Consider the following 21851-nt stretch of genomic DNA (forward strand, 5'->3'; position numbering starts at 1 on the left):
CCGCGGCTTTTCTGTTTTGCTTTGCCTCAGGACGACGACCATGAAGGTCCGCAGCTCGCTCAAGTCGCTCAAGACCCGCCACCGCGACTGCAAGGTCGTGCGCCGCAAGGGTGTTGTGTACGTGATCAACAAGACCGACCCGCGCTTCAAGGCGAAGCAGGGCTAAGGTCTTTCCGCGCCCTGCGGCGCGGTTCGAAATTCCAGAGGCTGCGGACTTGTCCGCAGCCTTTTTCGCGTCCGTCCCCAGCCGTCGTTGAGTCGAGCCGGGGGACGTGGTTAGCGTCCACATTCTTTTCGCCCTGACGGCCTTCGGCCTGTTTGAGGGCGTCTTTCCCGGAGTATTCCCTTGGCCGACGACGCTTCCTTCGATTCCTCGCCCGACGTCCTGACCTCGGCCGCCCAGGGCCGGCTGCGCACCATCATCGAGCGCATCGAGCGACTGGAAGAGGACAAGGCCGCCGTCATGGCCGACATGAAGGAGGTCTTCCTCGAGGCCAAGGGCGAGGGTTACGACGTCAAGATCCTGCGCAAGGTCATCCGCATCCGCAAGCAGGACAAGGCCAAGCGGCAGGAAGAGGACGCGATCCTGGACCTGTATCTGTCGGCGCTCGGCGAGATCTGACCCTGAAGCGAACCGGCTTCGGCGGAGGCAGGGGCGGCGCGAAGAAGCCGCCCTCAAGTCCGTTCGAGGCCGAACGCAAGGCGGCCCAGAGGGCGGCCCTCAATGCTCTCAGACGCGCCCGCCGCTCGGCAGAGAAGGCGGGCGTTTCGCTGTCCGAATGGGAGGGCGAATTCATCGACTCGGTCAGCGAGCGGGTGAGGACCCACGGCCGCGCCTTCGGCGACCCCGAGAAGGGCGCGCCGGGACAGGCGCTGTCGGCCATGCAGGGCCGCAAGCTGAAGGAGATCGCCGCCAAGGCGAAGGGCGAGGCGCCGAAGCGGCGTTGGGGGCGCAAGCCGTCAGCAGAGTAGCCCGGCCCCCTCGACCATCCTTCGGATGGTCCCCCTCCCCCGAGGGGGAGGAGACCTAGAACAGGATCTTGCGGAACGTCAGGCCGATCGTCCGGCCCATGGGGTCGAGGTAGTCGGGCTGGTAATTCAGCGGCGCGTCTCCGGCGCTGGAGGTCACCTCAAGACGGCTGTCGAACAGGTTCTGGACGCCGAGGTTCAGACGCGAACCCTTCAGCCAAGGATATTTCGCCACCCATCCGGCCTGACTGCCCAGATCGATGAAGACGTTCAGATTGACCGTGGCCAGGTCCGAGAAGAACAGGTCGGGACCGGCGCCGCCGTCGACGAAGGTGCTCTCGCGCCAGTTGGCGTTGAGGAAGGCGCCCATGCCGTTCCTGAAGACGCCGGCCTGGGCCTGGATCTCGTTGCGGGGGCTGCCGCCGCGGCTGCCGGTGGCGGAGCCGTCCAGCAGGTCGAGCACGGGCAGGCCGTCGGCGATGACGATCTCGTCCTGGATTCTGTAGGTGTGATAGACCGACAGGTTGAAGCGGCCCTGGCCGGGCTGCATGCCGCCGCCGCGACCCCCGCCGCCCATGCGGACCTCGGTTCTTTGGCCGCCCCCGCCGCCGGGAGGCGGGCCGTCGCCGCCCATGCGGACGGCCATCGGCGCGCCGCCGCCCGGCGGGCGCACGCCGCCGGGCATGCCGGGCAGGGGCGAAGCGGCCGGATTGGGCCGGCCGAAGGCGCGGGAGTAGTTGAAGCCGGTGCGGATGTCCTGACGCTCGAACCGGTCGAAATTCAGCGCCCGGCCGTCGAACGACAGCAGATTGCCGGCGGAGTCGCGGACGAAGCGGCCGGGCAGGGCGGCCTCGAGATCCGGCGTCAGGGTCGGGAAGGCCGCAATGGCGTCTTCCGTCAGGCTGTACGTCCAGGTCGACTGGATGCGGAAATCGGTTTCGGACCACGGCCTGAGCGTGCCGCCCAGCTTCCAGACCTTGCGGTGGTCGGCGTTCAGGCCGGGATTGCCGCCGTCGATACGGGTGACGAAGACGGTCTGGCCGGTGGCGAAGTCGAAGACCGGCACGTTCGGGGTGGCGATGATCGGGTCGTTCAGCTGGGAGATCGACGGCGCGCCCTGTTCGTCGGTGTAGCTGACCAGCAGGGAGACGGGCTCGATCGGCGACCAGTTGACGCCGAAGCCGAGGGTGGACAGGCCGCCGAAGTCCGACAGCTCCTCATAGCCGACGTTGAAATTGGCCGACAGGTCGCCGAACTGCGGCAGGACGCCCTGGCGGCGACTGGCGATCGGGATGCCGAAGCTGGCCTGGCCGTTGAAGCGGTCGCGCGACTGCGAGCGGTCGACAGTCAGGCCGTCACGGAGGCTCGTCGAATCCAGCGAGCGGGTGTCGGCGCCGAATTTGAAGGTCGAGGAAATGCCGCCGGCGGGGAGGTCCCAGACGTCCCCGTTGAGCACCAGCTCGCCCGCAAGGACCTGCGACACCGAGTTGGCGGTGTCGTCCGGCCGGGCGGTGAAGTCCGATGGGCCGACGGCGCCGAAGGGGTCGGCGGCGGGATCGTTGGCGTCCAGCCGCGTCTGGAACGGCGTGACCGCATAGCCGCGGCCGGTCAGGGTGTCGCTTTCGACGCGGTCGTAGGAGCCCGTCAGGGTCCAGCGCCAGTCCTCGCCGATATAGCCGTCCAGAACGCCGGCGATGCGCCCGGTCAGGGTGTCGGATTCCCGGTCCAGGGCCAGCGGATCGTCCAGATAGCGGAAGACCGGAACGGCCGTGGGGGATGACGAATACGGATTGCCGGCCGGCAGGATCAGGGCGACGCCGGGCAGGCCGTTATAGCTCTCGCTGGTCGTGTTCTCGAGGCTGCCGCTGATGGTGCCCTGGGTCGTGCCGTTGATGTCGCGCTTCAGGGTCCCGCGCACGGTGGTGCGCTCGCTCCCGGACAGCAGGGTGCGGTAGGCGCCGCGCAGGTCCGGGTCTCCGAATTCGCCGGCGGCCGGATCGCGATCGATGTCGCGTTCGGTTTCGTACAGCGGGGTCGAGCGTTCGTATTCGGCGTCAACGGACCAGCGGGTGGGGCCGGCGATGTTCAGAACATTGCCCTCGATCTCGCCGATGGTGCGCCCGCCCTGGGTCGGGGCGCGGCCGGACAACTGGCCCACGAGCGAGCGGAAATTGGACTTGAGCACGAAATTCACGACGCGCTGGTCGGCGCGGTAGCCGTATTCCAGCGCGACTTCCTCGGGCAGGATTTCGGTGCGTTCGATGGCCTCGGTCGGGATGCCCTGGATTTCCTGGAAGCCGGAGATGCGGCGGCCGTTGACCAGCAGGACCGGCGGGCCGTCGCCGCGGCCGCGGGAGCTGCGGGTGAGGGGCTCCAGATAGGTCAGCAGTTCGGCGATGTCGGAGGCGCCATAGGCCTGGATCTGCTCGGCGGTCAGGGTGACGTCGGGCGGGATGTCCGAGTTGACGCTGCCGCGCGCGCGGGTGCCGGTGGTCACCACCGTGCCCAGGTCCACCACGTCGTCGCCCGCGACGACCGGCGCGGTTGCGGCGGGCGCAGAGGCCGGCGGCGTTTGCGGAGCCGTTTGAGGCGGCGCGGCCTGGATCGTTCCGGCCATAAGTCCGGACAGGGCGGTGGTGACGAGGAGCATGCAGCAGGCCTTGGGGGGAGGAGGACGAAGCTGCAACGTCGCCCGCTCATGTTTCCGTCGCGTTTCAACACGGAAACCAAAGGTTGCGGCCGCGCACAGCCCTTGCGTTTTCGGGGTTCGCGCAGCCGCTGGCCAATGAACTTTTGGTCAGACTGCGGGCATTGCCGGGACGTTGCCGAATTGCGTCACACCGGACCGGCCGAACGTTTCCTAGCCGACTTCCCGGAGACTGCCTTCCAGGCCCTGTTCGCGGACCTTGCGGTACAGGGTCGAGCGGCCGATGCCGAGGCGGCGGGCGATCTCGGACATGTGACCGGCGTAGACCTCTATGGCGTGCTGGATCAGATCCCGCTCGATCTCTTCCAGGGTACGCAGGTGGCCGCGCTCATCGAGGATGCGGATGGGCGAATCCGGCAGGGGCGGCAGGTCGATGTCGGTCAGCGCCGCCGGGGGCCGGGCCTGAGCCGCTTCGCCTTCGTCGGCGGTCAGCGGCGCCGCCCGACCGGAGATGGCGGGGAAGTCGTGCGGCTGGAGGAAGGGCGCATCGGCCAGGACGATGGCGCGGTAGACGGCGTTCTCGAGCTGGCGGACGTTGCCGGGCCAGTCGAAGCCGCACAGCAGGGCCAGGGTCTCGCTGGAGCAACCGGCGATGCGTTTGCCCTCCTCGACATTGAAGCGGGCGACGAAGTGGTCGACCAGGGCCGGGATATCCTCGCGACGTTCGCGCAGGGATGGAGCCTCGATCGGGAAGACGTTGAGGCGATAGAACAAATCCTCGCGGAATCCGCCTTCGCGCACCTGCTGGGCCGGGTCGCGGTTGGTAGCCGAGACGATGCGGACGTCGACCTTGACCGAGCGTTTGGCACCGACGGGATCGATCTCGCCCTCCTGCAGGGCGCGCAGCAGCTTGACCTGCATGTCCAGCGGCAGTTCGCCGATCTCGTCGAGGAACAGGGTGCCCCCGTTGGCCTCCATGAATTTGCCGAGGTGTTTGTCGTGAGCGCCGGTGAAGGCGCCCTTCTCGTGGCCGAACAGGATGGATTCGATCAGGTTCGAGGGCAGGGCGCCGCAGTTGACCGCGACGAACGGCTTGCCGGAGCGATCAGAGGCGCCGTGCAGGGCGCGGGCGATGACCTCCTTGCCGACGCCGCTCTCGCCCGTGATCAGGACCGGGATCGAGGATTTGGCGGCGCGCGCGCCCAGCGACTTGACCATGCGCATGGGCGCGGACTGGCCGACCAGGTCGTCGAACGAGGTGCGTCCGGCGACGTGCTTCTTCAGGCGGCCGACCTCGGCGGTCAGGCGGGTCATCTGCAGGGCGTTGGAGACGCCGACCAGCAGGCGTTCGGCCGAAACGGGCTTGACGAAGAAGTCCTGGGCGCCGGCCTGCATGGCCTTGACCACGGCGTCGACCCCGCCCGAGGCGGTCAGGACGATGACGGGGGTCGTGACCCCGGCGGTGCGGATCTCGGCCAGGGCCTCCATGCCGCTCATGCCCGGCATGACCATGTCCAGCAGGACGACGTCGGCGCCGCCGCCCTTCGTCAGGCGGTCGATGGCCTCGCCGCCGGATTCGGCGTGGACGACGGCATAGCCTTCGCGTTCCAGCACGGCCTGGGCGAGGCGGCGCTGGGTCGGATCGTCATCGACCACGAGAACGGTCTTGGCCATGGAGCGGCGTCCTTCATCATCCCGTCAGGCCGGTCTCGCCCGAAAGCTTGACTGGCCCATTCCGGGACGTTTTTACGCCGCACAAGGTGAAGATCGGGTTGTGCGGGGTGGTGAGCGTTGGGTTAACGGGGGTCACCGATGGGTCAAACGGCCGTGCTCTTCACCTCCAACGATGACGCGCGGTTCCGCCGGTTCCGGCAGATCGGGCTCCGGCGGACATTCCGGCTCCCCCTCCAGATGACGCAGCCGGACTCCGTCGACCACCAGATCAGGGAAGACGGGCGGGACCGTCCCCCACCGGCCGGCGCCAAAGGCGCGCCGTATGTCCTTCGACTCGTCCACGCACAGGGGCGGCGTGTATTCGGCCCATTCGAACCATCGTCCGTCCGCTTCAAGTTTGAAGACCGACACGGATGACTCGGCGGCCACCAGCACCTCAAGCGCGCCGTCGCGGTCGAGATCGTGCATGCGGGCTTCGCAGACCGATCCGTCGCGACAGCCGCTGAGAATCTCACTCAAGCGACCAAATTGCTGGGTGAAGGTGGCCGGCAGGGCGGCGCCAGCGGGGTTGGCGTGGATGCGGATGTCCGCGGCTGTGGGTTCGGTCCGCGAGCGGGGCCCGTCCGGGGTCCCCTCGAAATCGTAGCGATTCCGGACGACCTTGGCCGTCGTCGCCCGGGCGGCGATGTCGGCGTTGTCGGATTGCGTCAGCCGGGCCAGCGCCGCCTGCCCGGCCTTGCCGCTCTCGAAGCGCAGGAAGCGATAGTCGAACTTGTCCGGCGTGACCGCGCCTCGCTCCAGCCGGGCGACCTGATCGGCGACCGAGAGCCGGGCCGGGTCCAGCAGCGGGCTGAACAGGGCGAGGATGACGGCGACGGTCAGGACGGCGGTCCAGATCGTGGTGCGCTCGAGCGGGCGCATCCAGTCGCCCTTGCGCCAGAAAGGGCTCAGGGCGGCCCAGCCGTAGCCGGCGGCGAAGGAGGCGCCGACAAGGGCGCAGGCGGCGGCGATGATGCGGTCAGGCGTCAGACCGTACTGGCCTATGCGCAGCGCGAGGCCCCATGCGGCGATGACGATCAGGGGGGTGATCAGGACGGCGGCGACGCGGACGGCGGCGCGCAGGACGGCGGGCGGGCGGTTGTCCGGCTGTCCGTCCTGATAGGCGGCGTTGATGAGGATGATCAGGGCGGCGGCGGCGGCGAGGACGAGCGAGACACCACTGCCGGTCTCCCACAATCCGCCGAGACCGGTGAAGGGCAGGGCCGCGAGGAAACCGGCGACCAGCACGGTGATGACCAGCAACAGCCACGACAGCAGCATGAGGGCCAGCGTGCGGACGCCGCGGATCAGGCCGTCGCGCACGTCCGTCAGATGAACCGCCGTGGCGAAGACGAGGAAGGTGACAGGGATCGCGAACCACGCCTCGCGGAGCAGGTTCTCGAGGAATTCGAGGTTGATGATCCTGAACAGCGCCGCACCGAGGTAGAGCAGGATCCAGAAGGCGCCGGTGAAGCCGATCGACAGCGCCAGCTGGACGGCGGCCTTGGTCGCTGTGTCGAAATAGGCCGGATAGCTGGCGATGCGGCGGCGCTCCATGTCGGCCGGGGCCACCAGATGATGGGCGATGAACAGGGCCGCGGCCGAGAACAGGATCAGCGGCGGCGACAGGAAGGGCGGGCCCTGCAGGGTGTCGGCGCTCTGACGGGCGATATCGTGAAGACCCAGCAGGGCCAGAACGGCGCCGGCGACGACGGTCCAGATCGCCAGGGTCGCGGGGCGCAGGCGACCGACGCCGGCCAGCAGGACCAGGGGCAGAAAGGCGAGGATCAGCAGCAGGGGGCCAAAGACCAGCGGGTGGGTCGCCCCCCATGACGCTGCGCCGTCCGAGAGGCGGTGCAGGCCGTAGAGACCGAGGCCCTGCGTCAGGCCGATGGCCAGCCGGACGGGGCCGAGCAGGACGGAGCCTTGTCCGCCAAGGCTGTCGCGTCCTGTCGCTTCGGTCGCTTCGGTCATGCTTCAAGTCCCCGCGTTACGGCATCTGAACCGGTTCGCCTTCGTCTGGGAAGAGGCGGCGCTTGAGTTCGCCCGATATCCGTGTATAGAGCGCGCCTTCTCCGTCATGGCCCCGTGTCATGGCGGTCCTGTCCGAGAACTTCGGGGTCCGGGGGTCACCCAGACCGTAAATGTCAGAGAGCCCTCTGACGCCGTGGGGAGATGGGGATGCAGACGGCCATCGTCGACCCGGTATCCGGGCCGCACGAGGTTCGAGCCTCCTTCGGACATTACGACCGGCCTGAACGCTTCGCAGCGATGCGCGGCGCTTATGCCAAATCCGTCGTCGGGAATAAGCCCGGCGGCGAATACCAGACTGGAGACCGCAATGGACCGCGCACAAAAAGCCGAGTCGATCGAAACGCTGAAGGGCGTTTTCGCCGACGCGGGCGCCGTGGTCGTGACCCACAACCTGGGTCTGACCGTTGCGGACATGGAAGATCTGCGTGGACGTCTTCGTAAAGAAGGCGGCACGTTCAAGGTGGTCAAGAACCGCCTGGCGCTCAAGGCGCTGGATGCCGCCGAAGGCAGCGAATACCACGGCCTGTTCAAGGGTCCCGTGGGCATCGCCTATGCCGACGACGCGGTGACGGCCGCCAAGATCACCGCTGAATACGCCAAGGCCAATGACAAGTTCATCGTCCTGGGCGGCTTCATGGGTGAGAAGGTCCTGGACGCGAAGGGCGTGGAGGTTCTCTCCAAACTGCCGTCGCTGGACCAGATCCGCGCTTCGCTGCTCGGCCTGCTCAACGCCCCCGCGACCAAGATCGCCGGCGTCGTTCAAGCCCCGGCTTCCCAACTGGCCCGCGTGTTCAGCGCGTACGCCTCGAAGGACGCCGCGTAGGCGGAACCGCCTCTTTCATCTCTGCAAAACTCTCTCTGAAAACCAATCCTCCGAAGGAAAACTCAAATGGCCGATCTCGCCAAAATCGTTGAAGACCTGTCGAAGCTGACCGTTCTGGAAGCCGCCGAACTGTCCAAGCTGCTGGAAGAAAAGTGGGGCGTCAGCGCCGCTGCTCCGGTCGCCATGGCCATGCCCGCCGGCGGCGGCGCCGGCGCTCCCGCCGAAGCTGCTGAAGAGCAGACCGAGTTCACCGTTGTCCTGCTGGACGGCGGCGACAAGAAGATCAACGTGATCAAGGAAGTCCGCGGCGTCCGTTCGGACCTGGGCCTGAAGGAAGCCAAGGACCTGGTCGAAGGCGCTCCGCAGAACGTCGTCGAGAACGTCTCCAAGCAAGCCGCCGACGAAGTCGCCAAGAAGCTGACGGAAGCCGGCGCCAAGGTCCAGGTCAAGTAAGACGCTTGATTTGGCCCTGCCGCCCTTCGGGCTACCTGAGGGCGGTACGCTGAAAATGAACGGGCCGGGGAGCGATCCCCGGCCCGTTTTTTTCATACGCGTGAACTGCAATCCAAGGGGCTGCATGAACGGCGATCGGCCGACCGCCGTCAGTGCGGTAACGGCATTGGCCGCATATCCCCGGGGCCGTTTTCCTTGCCCTCAGTCGAGGCGGTAGCCGACGCTGTACAGGTCCATGCCCTGGCCGGGTCGGCGGCGGGCCGAGAAAAGCAGGCGGTCGGGCGCCGACCAGTCGATCATGGCGCCGTAGGTGTCCTGTTCGGCGTGGTTGACCGGCTCGGGCAGTCGCACGGCCTCAGTACGGGGCGCGGCGCTGTCTCCCAGGTACAGATCGACGCGAGAGGTGGCGAAATCCGCCGCGCGGGCGAAGACGATGGTCCGATCGTCGCCCAGGAACGTGGCGTCGAACTCGTGGGCGGGGCTGTTGAGACCGTTTTCAAGCGCGCGCGCCGCCTGAAAGCCGTCCGGCCCGCGCGCGGCGACATACAGGTCGTGGCCGCCCGCGCCGCCGGGCCGGTCGCTGGAGAACAGCAGCCGCCGGTCGTCGCGGGCCAGCATGGGGGCGAATTCGTCGTTGGAGCTGTTGACCGTCGGGCCGAGGTTCTCGGGCGCGCCGAAATCCCGGCCGTCGAAACTGACGCGGTAGAGGTCGTCGCCGCCCAGCCCGCCGGGCCGGTCCGAGCAGAAGAAGACGGTGCGTCCGTCCGCCGAGAAGGCCGGGTCGAAATCGCGGCCCGGGGTGTTGAAGGGAACGGGTTCGGCGGCGCCCCAGCCGGCGGCCGTGCGCCGGGCGATCCAGAGGTCGTAGTCGCCGTCGCCGCCCGGCCGGTCGCGGCTGAACCACAGGGCGGTCAGGCCGTCGGGGCTGAGGGTGAGCCGAATCTCGCTGTGAGCCGTGGACGCGAGACCGGGAGCGAAGAGCTCCACCCGGGTGATCGGGACGAAGCGGGCCGGGGCCTGGGTCGCACTGGTCAGGCCGGCCAGCAGGGCCGCGGCCAGAAGGGCGGGGCGGATCATCCGACCCTCTCGAAATCGCTGATCCAATTCACCTCCCAGTCGACCCCGTCGAGCGACGAGGCCTGCTCCCAGCGGGCCGAACGGGGCGTGATGTTAGACCAGATCACCCGCTGGAGCACGCGGCGTCCGTCGATGATCTCCTCGCTGCGGAAGAGGCCGACGCCGTCTGTGAAACGGCCCGTCAGCGGGGCGCTGATGACAGAGGGCGTGCGACCGTCCAGCCACCAGCTCAACCAGTCGCCCGACGCGGGGTCGAAGGCCCGGAAGCCGACGCCGCGGACCGGACCGGAGGCGCGGTTGAAGATATTGTCGCCGACATTGCCGGCCCCGCCGAGCACCGGCCAGTTGTGGAAGGTCCCGTCGAAGGTCTCCCAGTCCCGGGATCCCGCCAGCCGGGCCTTGAGCCGGCGGTGGGCGACCCGCCAGCGGCCGGCCAGGAAGTCGAAGTCCGCCGGATGGTCCGTGGTGACCGGAAGCGGCGTCGGCGTCGGCGCCGTGCGGGTGAAGGCGTTGGTCCAGTTGACCTCCCAGGTCGCGCCCGCGTCGGGCGAAAAGGCCTGGTCCCAGTGGGGCCGGGGACCGTGGATTTCGTGCCAGCGGAAGCGGACCCTGATGGGCCGGCCCTCGAAGACGTCCTCGCCCAGGAAGACGCCCTCATCCCTCGCGAAGGTCCCATGGACGGGCGGGTCGATACGGGTCGGGTTGCGCCCGTCCAGCCACCAGATCAGCCATTCTCCGGCGTTCGGATCGAAGGCGCGTATCCCGACGGCGCGATAGGGTCCGCCGGGCAGGTCGAGGATGTTGTCGTCGATGGTCCCCAGGCCGTCCATCGTCTGCCAGACCACGCTACGCCCGCCGAATGCGTCCCAGTTCACATCCCCCGCCAACCGGCGGCGCAGACGGCGATGCGAGACGTCCCAGTTACCGACCAGCCATGCCCAGTCGCGCTCGTGACCCGCGGCTCCGGCGCGTGCGAACGGCGGAGCGCCCGCGAGGGTCAGGCCGCCGAGCGCGGCGAGCACGTTCCGGCGATCCGGGCGGGCGTGGGCGTCAGACGTCATGTCGCGATCCTCCATATGTCCGGTTCTGCCTCGTCGAACCGCCGGACGGGAGGCGAAAGTCGACCCCTTACCCCAAGTCAGACTTAGGGTATGGGTTGGAGCCGTGGCCGCCTTCAGGCTAAGTCAGACTTATGGTCCCGCGGTTTCCATCCTTGTCGTCGATCCGCGCCTTCGAGGCGGCGGCGCGTACGGGCGGTTTCGCCCCGGCCGCGCGCGAGCTGGAGACCACGGCGGCGGCCGTCAGCTATCACGTGCGCCAGCTGGAGGCCCAGATCGGCGCCGCCCTGTTCCGCCGCCTGCCGCAGAGGGTCGAGCTGACGCCGGCGGGCGAGGCGGCAGCCGCCGAAACGATCGCCGCCTTCGCCATGCTGCGGGCCAGTTTCATGAGGGCGGCGGATATCGACCGGACCCAGCTGCGGGTCACCGCCCTGCCGACGCTGGGGACGAGCTGGCTGGCGCCGCGGCTGGGGCGGTTCCGGGCGCTGCATCCCGAGCTGCATGTCGACCTGGACCTGTCGCCCGACACGCGGGATCTCGCCGCCGAGGGGTTCGACCTGGCGATCCGCAACGGGCACGGGAAGTGGCCGGGGCTGAGGGCGGTGAAGCTGTTTCCCAGCGTCTTCACGCCGCTGTGCGCGCCCGGGCTGCTGGCGGCGGCGCAGGGGCTGGAGGATCCGCGGTGGTCCGACATCCCGTTGCTCGGCCGTCCGGACTGGTGGGCCGCCTGGTATCGGGATCTGGGTCGCGAGCCGGGGCCGCCGGCGAACCGGTTCGGGACCCGCCTGTCAGCGGAGCATCTGGACATTGCGGCCGCCATCGCCGGCCACGGCGTCGCGATCGGCTCGCCCATCCTGTTCGAGGCGGAGCTGGCGGCGGGGCGGCTGGTGCAGGTTCATCCTCACCTCGCCGCCGACGGCCGGGCGTTCTGGATCGCCTATCCGGCGGTGCGCGGCCTGACGGCCAAGGTCGAGGCGTTCCGCGACTGGCTGCTGTCCGAGGTCGCCGTCTAGCGCCGCCGCGGCGCGAAGATGTCGGCCAGACGGTCGCGGGTTCCCTCGGTGCGGACCAGGCGCGGGTAGCGCAGGCCGCCGTGGTAGTCGAAGGACAGGGTGCGGAACTCGTCGCCGCGCCTGACGACGAGGACGATGGGGTCCGTTCCCGTTTTCGCGGCGGTGACGGCGTCGCGGAGGACCTCGGCCGAGGCGGTGCGGTCGCCGACGGCGATCAGGTCCCAGCCGGCGCCCAGACCCTGTTCGAAGGCCGGCCCGCCCCAGCGCACGCCGGTGATGCGGTTGGCCGCGTTCAGGTTGAAGCCCAGCGAATACTGGAAGTCCGTGGCCCAGCCGCTCTGGATGCGCTTTTCGAGCGGCGTCAGCTCGTCGACCCAGGTCAGGCGGTAGCCGGCGCGGGCAATGCCGTCGAGCGGGGCGCGGGCGTCGAGGCCCACGGCGTCCAGACGGGTGCGCAGGAAGGTCGCCCAGTCGTGCGGATGGACCGCGTCGAGAGCCGCGACCACGTCGTCGAAGGTGTAGGGTTTGGCCTCCCAGACCCCATCATCGACGCCGAAGAAACCCCTGGCGAAGTCGTCGAGGGATTTGCGGTCATTGGTGGCCTCGCGGATCAGGGTGTCGGCGTCCAGCCAGATCAGCTGGGCCTCGCGGTAGTAGTCGCCGGTGCCGCGCATCCACGACGGCCAGGGGTTGGTTGTCCGGTAGCCGAGCAGGTTGTGGTTGGTGGTGTCCTGCAGCGAGCGCCATGCGCGGCCGGGCTGCTGGTCGTAGAAGCCGGCGACCTCGGCGAGGTTGGCGAGGGCCTCTTCCTTCGTCACCAGACCCGAGCGGGCGCCGAGGACGTCGCCCCAGTATTCGGTCTGGCCTTCATAGACCCACATCAGGCTGTTCTGGGTCGGGAGGTTGAGGTTCTGGACGTATTCGTCTGACGGACGGCGGAATTTTCCGTTCCAGCTGTGCGTGAACTCGTGTGGGAGCAGGGTGCGGGCGCCGAAGTCGGGATTGGGGGCGGTGAAGAAGGTCGGGCTGGCCGTGTTCTCGGACGAGCGGTGATGCTCCAGACCGATGCCGCCCATTTTCGAGGTCAGGCCCAGCAGGAATTCGTAGTGGTCGAAATGGCGGGCGCCGAACAGGCGATCGGCCTGGTCGACCAGCGAGCGGTATTGTTCGATCCGCTCGTCCGGGGCGTTCAGCGAGGCGGCGGTGTCGCCGACGAGGTTCAGATGCACGGGCGAACGGCCGCCCGGATCGAGGTCGATGCGGCGGTAGTGTTTGCCGGCGAACATCGGGCTGTCGGCCAGATGCTCAAGCGAGATCGGGGCGAACGTCGCCACGTCGCCCTCACGGCCGGTGGTGGTCAAGGCCACGCCGTAGTTCCAGCCCGTGGGAAGCTTGACCGAAGGGGCGAACATGATGCGGTCGTGGTTGTAGCCCGCCGGATAGAGGAGGGCCTTCTCCCACTGGAGATTGACCATCTCGGGCGTCATGACGACGCGCCAGACGGCGTTGTCGGGCTGGGTCAGCCATTCGAAGGCGACCTGTATCTCGGTGACGCCCGCCGGGATGTCGAGGTGGAAGGCGTGGGGATCGACGGTGTCGCGCACCCATTCGATCCGCTGCCCGTTCCCGGTGACGGTGACGCCCGAGACCAGCTGGATGGGGCCGGTGTCGGCGTGGTTGCCGGGGATGAATTTCGGATATTGCAGGACCAGATGGCCCGTGGAGACGGGAACCGTCTGGCGGACGCGGATGACCTTGTGGTCGAGGTCGGTCAGGTCGGCCTGGATGCCGATGACGCCGGGATAGTCGCGATCCTGCGGGGCCGGGATCGGCGGCAGGGCGTGCGGCAGGCTGGTCGGGGCGGGCAGGGGCGTGGCGGCCTGCGATGCCGGGATCTGCGCCAGGGCGGGCAGGGCGGCCGAGGTCAGCAGCAGGGCGATGGCGGCGGTGCGGATCATCTTCGGGTCCCTCACGATCAACGGCGGCGGGGGGCGAGGATGTCGCCGAGGCGGTCGGGGGTCCCGGGAATCCGCTCGAGGTGCGGGTAGCGCAGGCCGTCATGATAGTCGAAGGCGATGGTGCGGAAGCGGTCGCCCTTCCTGAGCATCATCTCGATCGGGGTCGTATTGCCCTTCGAGGCGGTGATGGCCCCGGCGATCGCATCGGCGCTGGCGGCGCGGCCGTTGACGGCGACCACCTCCCAGCCCGAGGTCAGGCCGGCGTTGAAGGCGGGCGAGCCCCAGCGGACGGCGGTGACGCGGTTGGCCGGGTTCATGCTGAGACCCAGCGAGTACTGGAAGTCGACGCGGCTGTATTCCTTGTTCAGCGCCTTCGAATAGTCGTTGGGCGTCTCGCGCCAGACGAGGCGGTAGCCGCCGCGCTGGATTCCGCCGAGCGGGGTCGGGGCGTTAACGCCGACCGCGTCCAGGCGTGTGCGCAGGAAGGCCGCCCAGTCGTTTGGCTGGACTCCGTTCAGGGTCCCGGTGACATCGGTGAAGGTATAGGGGGCGGGGTCCCAATTCCCATCCTGAAGGCCGAAGAAGGCGCGGGCGAAATCGTCCAGCGATTTGCGGCCGTTGGTCTGCTCGCGGATCAGGGTGTCGGCGTCGAGCCAGATCATGGCGCCTTCGCGATAATAGTCCTCGCTGCGCTGGAAGCTGCTCCAGGGCTGGGGCCGGCGCTGGGCGATGATCGGGTCGTTGGTGGTGTCCTGCATGGCGCGCCAGGTCCGTCCGGGGTTGTCCTCGGCATAGGTCGCGGCGGTGTTGGCGAAGACGTCCAGCGCCTGTTGTTTGGTCATCAGGCCGGCGCGGGCGGTCAGGACCAGGCCCCAGTACTGGGTCTGGCCCTCATAGACCCACAGCAGGGAGTTCTGCAGCGGCTCGTTCAGGTTGGGCGTCAACTGGTCGGCGGGCCGGCGCCATTTGCCGTTCCACGAGTGTGTGTACTCGTGACCGAGCAGGTCGCGGTCGCCGAGCGTTGCCTGGGCGTCGGTGAAATAGCGGGTGTCCACGCTGTTCTCGGACGAGCGGTGATGCTCGAGCCCGATGCCGCCCAGATTGTCGGTGACGGCCAGCAGGAAGTCGTAGTGGTCGAAGTGGCGCGCGCCGTACAGACGGTCGGCCTGACGGACCAGTTCGCGGTGCAGGGCGATGTGCTCGTCGGTGGCGGCCAGCATGTCGGCGTCGTCGGCGACGATGTTCAGGCGCACGGGGGAGCGGCCGCCCGGATCGAGATCGATCTGGCGATAGTGAGCGCCGGCGAAGACCGGGCTGTCGGCGAAATGCTCGAGCGTGACCGGGGCGAAGGTCGCCACGCCGTTCTGGAAGGCGCGGGTGTCGAGCGCCGTCCCGTATTGCCAGCCGGCCGGGAGACGAAGGGTCGGCTCGACGGTGATCTGGCGGGAGTAGTAGCCGGCCGGATAGAGGACGGCCTTCTCCCACTGTATGTTCAGCATCTCGTCGGTGAAGACGATGCGACCCTGCGAGCCCTCGATGGGGGTCAGCCATTTGAAGGCGACCTCGACCGCGCTGACGCCCGCCGGGACCTCGACCTCGTAAGCATTGGTGTTGGCGGTGTTGCGAACCCACCGGAGTTCCTGACCGCCGGCGGTGATGTGCAGGTCGCCGAGGTCGTCCACGGGACCGACCGGACCGTGATTGCCGGGGATCCACTGCGGATAGAGCAGGATCAGGGGGCCGGGGCCGGCGACGGGGATGGTCTGTCTGACCGAGACGATGCGGCGGTCGATGTCGGTGGCGTCCATCTCAAGCTTGATGACGCCGGGGTAGGCCACATCGCGCGGGGCGGGGATCGGAGCGAGGACCCGGTCGAGGGCGGGCGTTCCGACCTGGGCCAGTCCGGGGGCCGCCCCGAACAGCAGGACGGCGGCGCAGGCGGAGGCGAGCAGGCGGGCGGCGGGACGCTTCATCAGGGGACTCTGAGGCCGAGGGGAGGCGCAGATCACGCCGGGCGCGCGGAGGGGTCAAGCGTGACCTTCCCGCGCCGGATTAAAACGCCGTCATGTTTCGGGTTCCGTCGCGCAAATCGCGGGCTTCAGGCGACGGAGTTTTTCGATAGAAGCGGCGCAGTCCGGTCTGTAGCCGGGACGGGGAGAGCGTCAGATGAACAAGGTCATGGGTCTGCAGGCGGCGGGTCTGGTCTGGCTGGCCGCGTTGGCGGGACCCGCATCTGCCCACGACGGGCCGGTCCTGCAGACGGACGACGTCGACCTGTTCTACCGGCTGTACGACGCCAACGGCGGGCGGCCGGGCGCCGAACAGTTGCAGCGCGACTATCTGGAGGCGGGGTCAGAAGGGCTCAGACACCTCGCCAGCGTGCGCAACGTCACGGGCGTCAGGATGGTTGAGGCGATCGCGGCGCGCCCGGAGATCTATGTCGAAGCCCGGCGATGCGCGGACACCCTGCCGAAGGTGCGGGAGCGGGTCGACGCGGCGCTGAAGGAGTTCGCGCGCCGCTCGCCGCACGCCAGGTTCCCGTCGGTGACCGTCGCGGTCGGGCGTGGCCGGCCGGTGGCGATCGGCAGCCCCGCGAACGGCGTGCAGGTCGGCCTGGAGGCCCTGTGCGCCGCGACCTTCATCAACCCGGACATCGAGGATCGGTTCGTCGGGGTGCTGGTGCACGAATACGTGCACACCCAGCAGTCGGCGGCGATGACCGAGGAGCAGGCCCGTACCGTGCTGGAGATATCGCTGGCAGAAGGGGTGGCGGAGTTCCTGACCGAGGTGCTGTCGGGAGCGCCGGCCTATGCGTATTTCGGGCCGCTGACCGAAGGGCGCGAGCTGGAGATCGAGACCCGGTTCGCGGCGGACGTCGACAAGACCGAGCTGTCCGACTGGCTCTACAACTCGACGATGGAGACGCCCGGGGACCTCGGCTACTGGGTCGGGTACCGGATCGCGAAGGCCTACTATCAGCACGCGGCCGACAAGGACGCCGCGTTCCGGGAGATCCTGGAGCTGACGGACGCGAAGGCGTTTCTCGCGGCCAGCGGGTGGCGCCCGGGCATCGCGCTGGACTGAGCTCAGGCGGCGGGCGCCGCGGCCGGCTTCACCTCGAGCAGCTCAACCGTGAACAGCAGGGTCGAGTTGGGGGGCAGTTCGTCGCCGCCGACCCAGCGTTCGCCGTAGCCGAGCGAGGCGGGGATCACGAATTCGAATTTTTCGCCCTCGCGCATCAGGGCGACGCCCTCGGTCCAGCCCTTGATGACGCGGTTGAGGGGGAATTCGGCGGGTTCGTTGCGGCTGTACGAGCTGTCGAACTCGCGGCCGTCGACGAAGGTCCCACGGTAGTGAACCTTGACCGTGTCGGTGTTCGCGGGCTGGCGGCCTTCCGGATGGGCGCGGCCGACGCGGCGGTACTGCAGGCCCGATTCGGTGGTGGTCCAGCCGCGGCGGGCGCCGTTGACGACCAGATATTGCGCATTGCCGGCGGCCCAGCCCTCGGCGGAGCCGGTTCCCGGCGTGGCGGCGGGCGGCGACGGCGCGCCGGCGCAGGCGGCGAGGGTCAGGGCGGCGAGGGACGCGAGGATCAGGTGTTTCATGGCGGGGACGCTATTTTCCCGGCCGTCGCAAAGCAATGGGGCCGTGGTCCGCGCGAGCCGCAGGAAAGATCAGTGCAGGCCTTTATTTCGTCGAAGAAGCGAGTATATGTGCCGGTCCCGCACACACCCCCCGTATGCGCGCGAAAGCGCCGAGGCCCGGTCCGTCGCCCTCCGACCGAGCGAAGGCGTGCTCCTCCCCAAGGGAGCTCCACATCGCTGGCGTCCTGATTCCGCAAGGGATTGAGGGTGGACGCCGAGAAACCTGAAGCCGCGACAGCGCACCCGTGCGCCGCCGCGGCTGCTGCTGCATTTGACGCGAACTGCCCGGTTCGCATTGGGAACACAGAATGGCCAAGTCCAAAGCCGAAGTCGCCGTCTCCAACGGTCAGTTCGCACACGCCACGACCTTCACCGGCAAGAAGCGCATCCGCCACTCGTTCGGCCGGATCCCCGAAGCGGTGCAGATGCCGAACCTGATCGAGGTTCAGCGCGCCTCCTACGAACAGTTCCTGCAGCGCGAAGTGCGCAGCGGTCCGCGCAAGGACCAGGGCATCGAGGCGGTGTTCAAGTCGGTCTTCCCGATCAAGGACTTCAACGAACGCGCCATCCTGGAATACGTCTCCTACGAGTTCGAGGACCCGAAATACGACGTCGAGGAATGCATCCAGCGCGACATGACCTATGCCGCGCCGCTGAAGGTCAAGCTGCGCCTGATCGTGTTCGAGGCGGATGAAGAGACCGGCGCGCGCTCGGTCAAGGACATCAAGGAGCAGGACGTCTACATGGGCGACATCCCGCTCATGACCGACAAGGGCACCTTCGTCGTCAACGGGACCGAGCGGGTGATCGTGTCCCAGATGCACCGTTCGCCGGGCGTCTTCTTCGACCACGACAAGGGCAAGACGCACAGCTCGGGCAAGCTGCTGTTCGCCGCCCGCGTGATCCCGTACCGCGGCTCGTGGCTCGACTTCGAGTTCGACGCCAAGGACATCGTCTACGTCCGCATCGACCGCCGCCGGAAGCTGCCGGCCTCGACCTTCCTGATGGGTCTGGGCATGGACGGCGAGGAGATCCTGAAGACCTTCTACGAGACCGTGCCCTACGAGAAGCGCGGCGAAGGCTGGGTCACGCCCTACAAGCCGGAACGCTGGCGCGGGGTGAAGCCCGAGTTCGACCTGGTCGACGCCGACACCGGTGAAGTGATCGCCGCCGCCGGCACCAAGATCAGCGCCCGTCAGGCCAAGAAGCTGGGCGACACGACCACGTCGCTGTCGCTGGCCGCCGACGCCCTGCTGACCAAGTATCTGGCCGCCGACGCCGTCAACTACGAGACCGGCGAAATCTACGCCGAGGCCGGCGACGAGCTGGACGCCCCGACCATCGAACTGCTGGAAAGCCACGGCTTCACCACCATCGAGGTTCTGGACATCGACCACGTCACGGTCGGGGCCTACATGCGCAACACCCTGCGCATCGACAAGAACACCGGCCGCGAGGACGCGCTGTTCGACGTCTATCGCGTGATGCGTCCGGGCGAGCCGCCGACCCCGGAGGCCGCCGAAGCCATGTTCAACTCGCTGTTCTTCGACAGCGAGCGCTACGACCTGTCGGCCGTGGGCCGGGTCAAGATGAACATGCGTCTGGAAACCCCGGAGGTGTCCGACGAAATCCGCGTCCTCCAGAAGGAAGACGTGCTGAAGGTGCTGCAGATCCTCGTCGGCCTGAAGGACGGCCAGGGCGAGATCGACGACATCGACAACCTGGGCAACCGCCGGGTCCGTTCGGTCGGCGAACTGCTGGAGAACCAGTACCGTGTCGGCCTGCTGCGGATGGAGCGCGCCATCAAGGAGCGCATGTCCTCGGTCGATATCGACACGGTGATGCCGCACGACCTGATCAACGCCAAGCCGGCCGCCGCGGCCGTGCGCGAGTTCTTCGGTTCGTCGCAGCTGTCGCAGTTCATGGACCAGACCAACCCGCTGTCGGAAATCACCCACAAGCGCCGCCTTTCGGCGCTTGGCCCCGGCGGTCTGACGCGTGAGCGCGCCGGCTTCGAAGTCCGCGACGTGCACCCGACCCACTACGGCCGCATCTGCCCCATCGAAACGCCGGAAGGCCCGAACATCGGCCTGATCAACTCGCTGGCGACCCACGCGCGGGTCAACAAATACGGCTTCATCGAGAGCCCGTACCGGCGCGTGAAGGACGGCAAGGCCACGGACGAGGTGGTCTACATCTCGGCCATGGAAGAGGCGAAATACACGATCGCCCAGGCCAACATCGAGCTGAAGAACGGCGAGATCGTCGAGGACCTGGTCCCCGGACGGATCAACGGCGACTCCCAGCTGCTGATCAAGGCCGACGTGGACATGATGGACGTGTCGCCGAAACAGGTCGTTTCGGTCGCCGCCGCCCTGATCCCGTTCCTGGAAAACGACGACGCCAACCGGGCCCTGATGGGCGCGAATATGCAGCGTCAGGCCGTGCCGCTGGTGCAGTCGGACGCGCCGCTGGTCGGCACCGGCATGGAAGCGGTCGTGGCCGTGGACTCCGGCGCCGTCGTGGTCGCCCGTCGTGACGGCGTCGTCGAACAGATCGACGGCACCCGCATCGTCGTGCGCGCCACCAACGAACTGGACGCCGGCCGTTCGGGCGTCGACATCTACCGCCTGTCGAAATTCCAGCGTTCCAACCAGTCGACCTGCATCAACCAGCGCCCGATCGTGCGCGTGGGCGATGAGGTGAAGGTCGGCGACGTGATCGCCGACGGCCCGTCGACGGACCTGGGCGAACTGGCCCTGGGCCGCAACGCGCTCGTCGCCTTCATGCCGTGGAACGGCTACAACTTCGAAGACTCGATCCTGATCTCGGAGCGCATCGTGCGCGACGACGTCTTCACCTCGATCCACATCGAGGAGTTCGAGGTCATGGCCCGCGACACCAAGCTGGGGCCGGAAGAGATCACCCGCGACATCCCGAACGTCGGCGAGGAAGCCCTGCGCAACCTCGACGAGGCCGGCATCGTGGCGATCGGCGCCGAGGTCCAGCCGGGCGACATCCTGTGCGGCAAGGTCACGCCGAAGGGTGAAAGCCCGATGACGCCGGAAGAGAAGCTGCTGCGCGCCATCTTCGGCGAGAAGGCTTCTGACGTGCGCGACACCAGCCTGCGCCTGCCGCCCGGCGTCGCCGGCACCATCGTCGACGTGCGCGTGTTCAACCGCCACGGCGTCGACAAGGACGAACGCGCCATCGCCATCGAGCGTTCGGAAATCGAACGCCTCGGCAAGGACCGCGACGATGAGCTCAAGATCCTCGAGCGCAACGTCTATGGCCGCCTGAAGCCGTTGATCCTCGGCAAGAACGCCACCTCGGGTCCGAAGGGCCTGGGCCGCGGCGTGGTCACCGAAGAGAAGCTGGGCGAGCTGTCGCGCGGCCTGTGGTGGCAGATCGCGCTCGACGACGAGAAGGCGATGGGCGAGCTGGAAGCCATGAAGGCCCAGTTCGAAAACGCCCGCAAGGCGCTGGACCGCCGCTTCGAGGACAAGGTCGAGAAGCTGCAGCGCGGCGACGAACTGCCCCCCGGCGTGATGAAGATGGTCAAGGTCTTCGTGGCCGTGAAGCGCAAGCTTCAGCCCGGCGACAAGATGGCCGGCCGTCACGGCAACAAGGGGGTCATCTCCAAGATCCTGCCGATCGAGGACATGCCGCATCTGGAAGACGGCACCTCGGTGGACGTCGTTCTGAACCCGCTGGGCGTGCCTTCGCGCATGAACATCGGCCAGATCTTCGAAACCCACCTGGGCTGGGCCGCCGCCGGTCTCGGCAAGCAGATCCAGGGCCTTCTGGAAGCCTGGCAACAGGGCGGACAGAAGAAGGCGCTGGTCGATCACCTGACCAGCATCTACGGCCCGGACACCCCGCTTCCGGAATCGGAAGAGGATCTGGTCGAGCTGGCCCGCAACCTGTCCAAGGGCGTTCCGTTCGCCACTCCGGTGTTCGACGGCGCGCACATCAACGACATCGAGGAACTGCTGGAGAAGGCGGGTCTCGACCGCACCGGCCAGTCGATCGTCTATGACGGCCAGACCGGCGAGCAGTTCAAGCGTCCGGTCACGGTGGGCTACATCTACATGCTGAAGCTGCACCACCTGGTCGACGACAAGATCCACGCCCGTTCCATCGGGCCGTACTCGCTCGTCACCCAGCAGCCGCTGGGCGGCAAGGCGCAGTTCGGCGGCCAGCGCTTCGGCGAGATGGAGGTGTGGGCGCTGGAAGCCTACGGCGCCGCCTACACCCTGCAGGAAATGCTGACGGTGAAGTCGGACGACGTGGCCGGCCGGACCAAGGTCTACGAGGCCATCGTCCGCGGCGACGACAGCTTCGAGGCGGGCATTCCCGAGAGCTTCAACGTGCTCGTCAAGGAAATGCGCTCGCTGGGTCTGAACGTGGAGCTGGAGAACAGCTGACCGATCAAATCCCTCTCCGCGAAAGCGGGGAGGGA

Annotated in this window: 16 protein-coding genes; 8 read left to right on the forward strand and 8 right to left on the reverse strand. The window is 68.0% G+C overall.

Annotation, left to right across the window (positions count from 1 at the left end; genetic code table 11):
• Positions 1–40: 40 nt before the first annotated feature.
• From ykgO to BrevBR_RS15575, 3 genes are all read left to right on the forward strand, one after another.
• Complete coding sequence (gene ykgO / locus BrevBR_RS15565) at positions 41–166, forward strand: type B 50S ribosomal protein L36 (protein ID WP_055832286.1); 126 nt, start codon at positions 41–43, stop codon at positions 164–166.
• Between the two features lie 180 nt (positions 167–346).
• The gene (locus BrevBR_RS15570; RefSeq protein ID WP_055832288.1) at positions 347–622 is read left to right on the forward strand and encodes a DUF2312 domain-containing protein; all 276 of its coding nucleotides are present in this window, start codon (positions 347–349) and stop codon (positions 620–622) included.
• A 2-nt stretch (positions 623–624) separates the two neighbouring features.
• The gene (locus tag BrevBR_RS15575) at positions 625–972 is read left to right on the forward strand and encodes a hypothetical protein (RefSeq protein WP_340001563.1); all 348 of its coding nucleotides are present in this window, start codon (positions 625–627) and stop codon (positions 970–972) included.
• A gap of 55 nt (positions 973–1027) precedes the next feature.
• Here the strand turns inward: BrevBR_RS15575 and BrevBR_RS15580 are convergent, their stop codons facing one another.
• From BrevBR_RS15580 to BrevBR_RS15590, 3 genes are all read right to left on the reverse strand, one after another.
• Positions 1028–3619 carry a TonB-dependent receptor gene (locus BrevBR_RS15580; protein WP_332640790.1) on the reverse strand — a complete coding sequence of 864 codons (2592 nt, stop codon included), beginning with the start codon at positions 3617–3619 and terminating at the stop codon, positions 1028–1030.
• 210 nt (positions 3620–3829) lie between these two features.
• Positions 3830–5290 carry a sigma-54-dependent transcriptional regulator gene (locus tag BrevBR_RS15585; protein ID WP_340001549.1) on the reverse strand — a complete coding sequence of 487 codons (1461 nt, stop codon included), beginning with the start codon at positions 5288–5290 and terminating at the stop codon, positions 3830–3832.
• A gap of 132 nt (positions 5291–5422) precedes the next feature.
• The gene (locus tag BrevBR_RS15590; protein WP_340001550.1) at positions 5423–7303 is read right to left on the reverse strand and encodes a DUF4153 domain-containing protein; all 1881 of its coding nucleotides are present in this window, start codon (positions 7301–7303) and stop codon (positions 5423–5425) included.
• A gap of 367 nt (positions 7304–7670) precedes the next feature.
• On the opposite strand from BrevBR_RS15590, the gene rplJ reads away from it, so the two are divergent.
• On the forward strand, positions 7671–8186 hold the full coding sequence (gene rplJ / locus BrevBR_RS15595; RefSeq protein ID WP_332640793.1) for a 50S ribosomal protein L10: 516 nt from the start codon (positions 7671–7673) through the stop codon (positions 8184–8186).
• A gap of 66 nt (positions 8187–8252) precedes the next feature.
• Positions 8253–8639, forward strand: coding sequence for a 50S ribosomal protein L7/L12 (gene rplL / locus BrevBR_RS15600; protein WP_332640794.1), 387 nt, complete (start codon positions 8253–8255; stop codon positions 8637–8639).
• Between the two features lie 201 nt (positions 8640–8840).
• Here the strand turns inward: rplL and BrevBR_RS15605 are convergent, their stop codons facing one another.
• A complete protein-coding gene (locus BrevBR_RS15605; RefSeq protein ID WP_340001551.1) occupies positions 8841–9716 on the reverse strand; it encodes a TolB family protein in 876 nt (291 codons plus the stop codon).
• Complete coding sequence (locus BrevBR_RS15610; RefSeq protein WP_340001552.1) at positions 9713–10777, reverse strand: hypothetical protein; 1065 nt, start codon at positions 10775–10777, stop codon at positions 9713–9715. Before BrevBR_RS15610 ends, BrevBR_RS15605 begins: the two co-directional genes overlap by 4 nt.
• Before the next feature lie 152 nt (positions 10778–10929).
• Here BrevBR_RS15610 and BrevBR_RS15615 point away from each other — a divergent pair, with 152 nt between their 5' ends.
• Complete coding sequence (locus BrevBR_RS15615) at positions 10930–11787, forward strand: LysR substrate-binding domain-containing protein (protein ID WP_340001553.1); 858 nt, start codon at positions 10930–10932, stop codon at positions 11785–11787.
• Here BrevBR_RS15615 and BrevBR_RS15620 read toward each other — a convergent pair.
• Both BrevBR_RS15620 and BrevBR_RS15625 read right to left on the reverse strand, forming a co-directional pair.
• Positions 11784–13745 carry a M61 family metallopeptidase gene (locus BrevBR_RS15620; protein ID WP_340001554.1) on the reverse strand — a complete coding sequence of 654 codons (1962 nt, stop codon included), beginning with the start codon at positions 13743–13745 and terminating at the stop codon, positions 11784–11786. The two genes, BrevBR_RS15615 and BrevBR_RS15620, sit on opposite strands and share 4 nt — an antisense overlap.
• Positions 13746–13762: 17 nt before the next feature.
• Positions 13763–15718, reverse strand: a complete 1956-nt coding sequence (locus tag BrevBR_RS15625; protein WP_340001555.1) for a M61 family metallopeptidase — start codon at positions 15716–15718, stop codon at positions 13763–13765.
• 193 nt (positions 15719–15911) lie between these two features.
• Here BrevBR_RS15625 and BrevBR_RS15630 point away from each other — a divergent pair, with 193 nt between their 5' ends.
• Complete coding sequence (locus BrevBR_RS15630; protein WP_340001556.1) at positions 15912–16829, forward strand: DUF2268 domain-containing putative Zn-dependent protease; 918 nt, start codon at positions 15912–15914, stop codon at positions 16827–16829.
• Positions 16830–16831: 2 nt separating this feature from the next.
• Here the strand turns inward: BrevBR_RS15630 and BrevBR_RS15635 are convergent, their stop codons facing one another.
• Complete coding sequence (locus BrevBR_RS15635) at positions 16832–17350, reverse strand: FKBP-type peptidyl-prolyl cis-trans isomerase (RefSeq protein WP_332640802.1); 519 nt, start codon at positions 17348–17350, stop codon at positions 16832–16834.
• A gap of 347 nt (positions 17351–17697) precedes the next feature.
• Between BrevBR_RS15635 and rpoB the strand changes: the two genes are divergently transcribed.
• The gene (gene rpoB, locus BrevBR_RS15640) at positions 17698–21816 is read left to right on the forward strand and encodes a DNA-directed RNA polymerase subunit beta (RefSeq protein ID WP_340001557.1); all 4119 of its coding nucleotides are present in this window, start codon (positions 17698–17700) and stop codon (positions 21814–21816) included.
• Positions 21817–21851 lie beyond the last annotated feature (35 nt).

The sequence above is a fragment of the Brevundimonas sp. BR2-1 genome (assembly GCF_037626195.1).
Lineage (GTDB): Bacteria > Pseudomonadota > Alphaproteobacteria > Caulobacterales > Caulobacteraceae > Brevundimonas.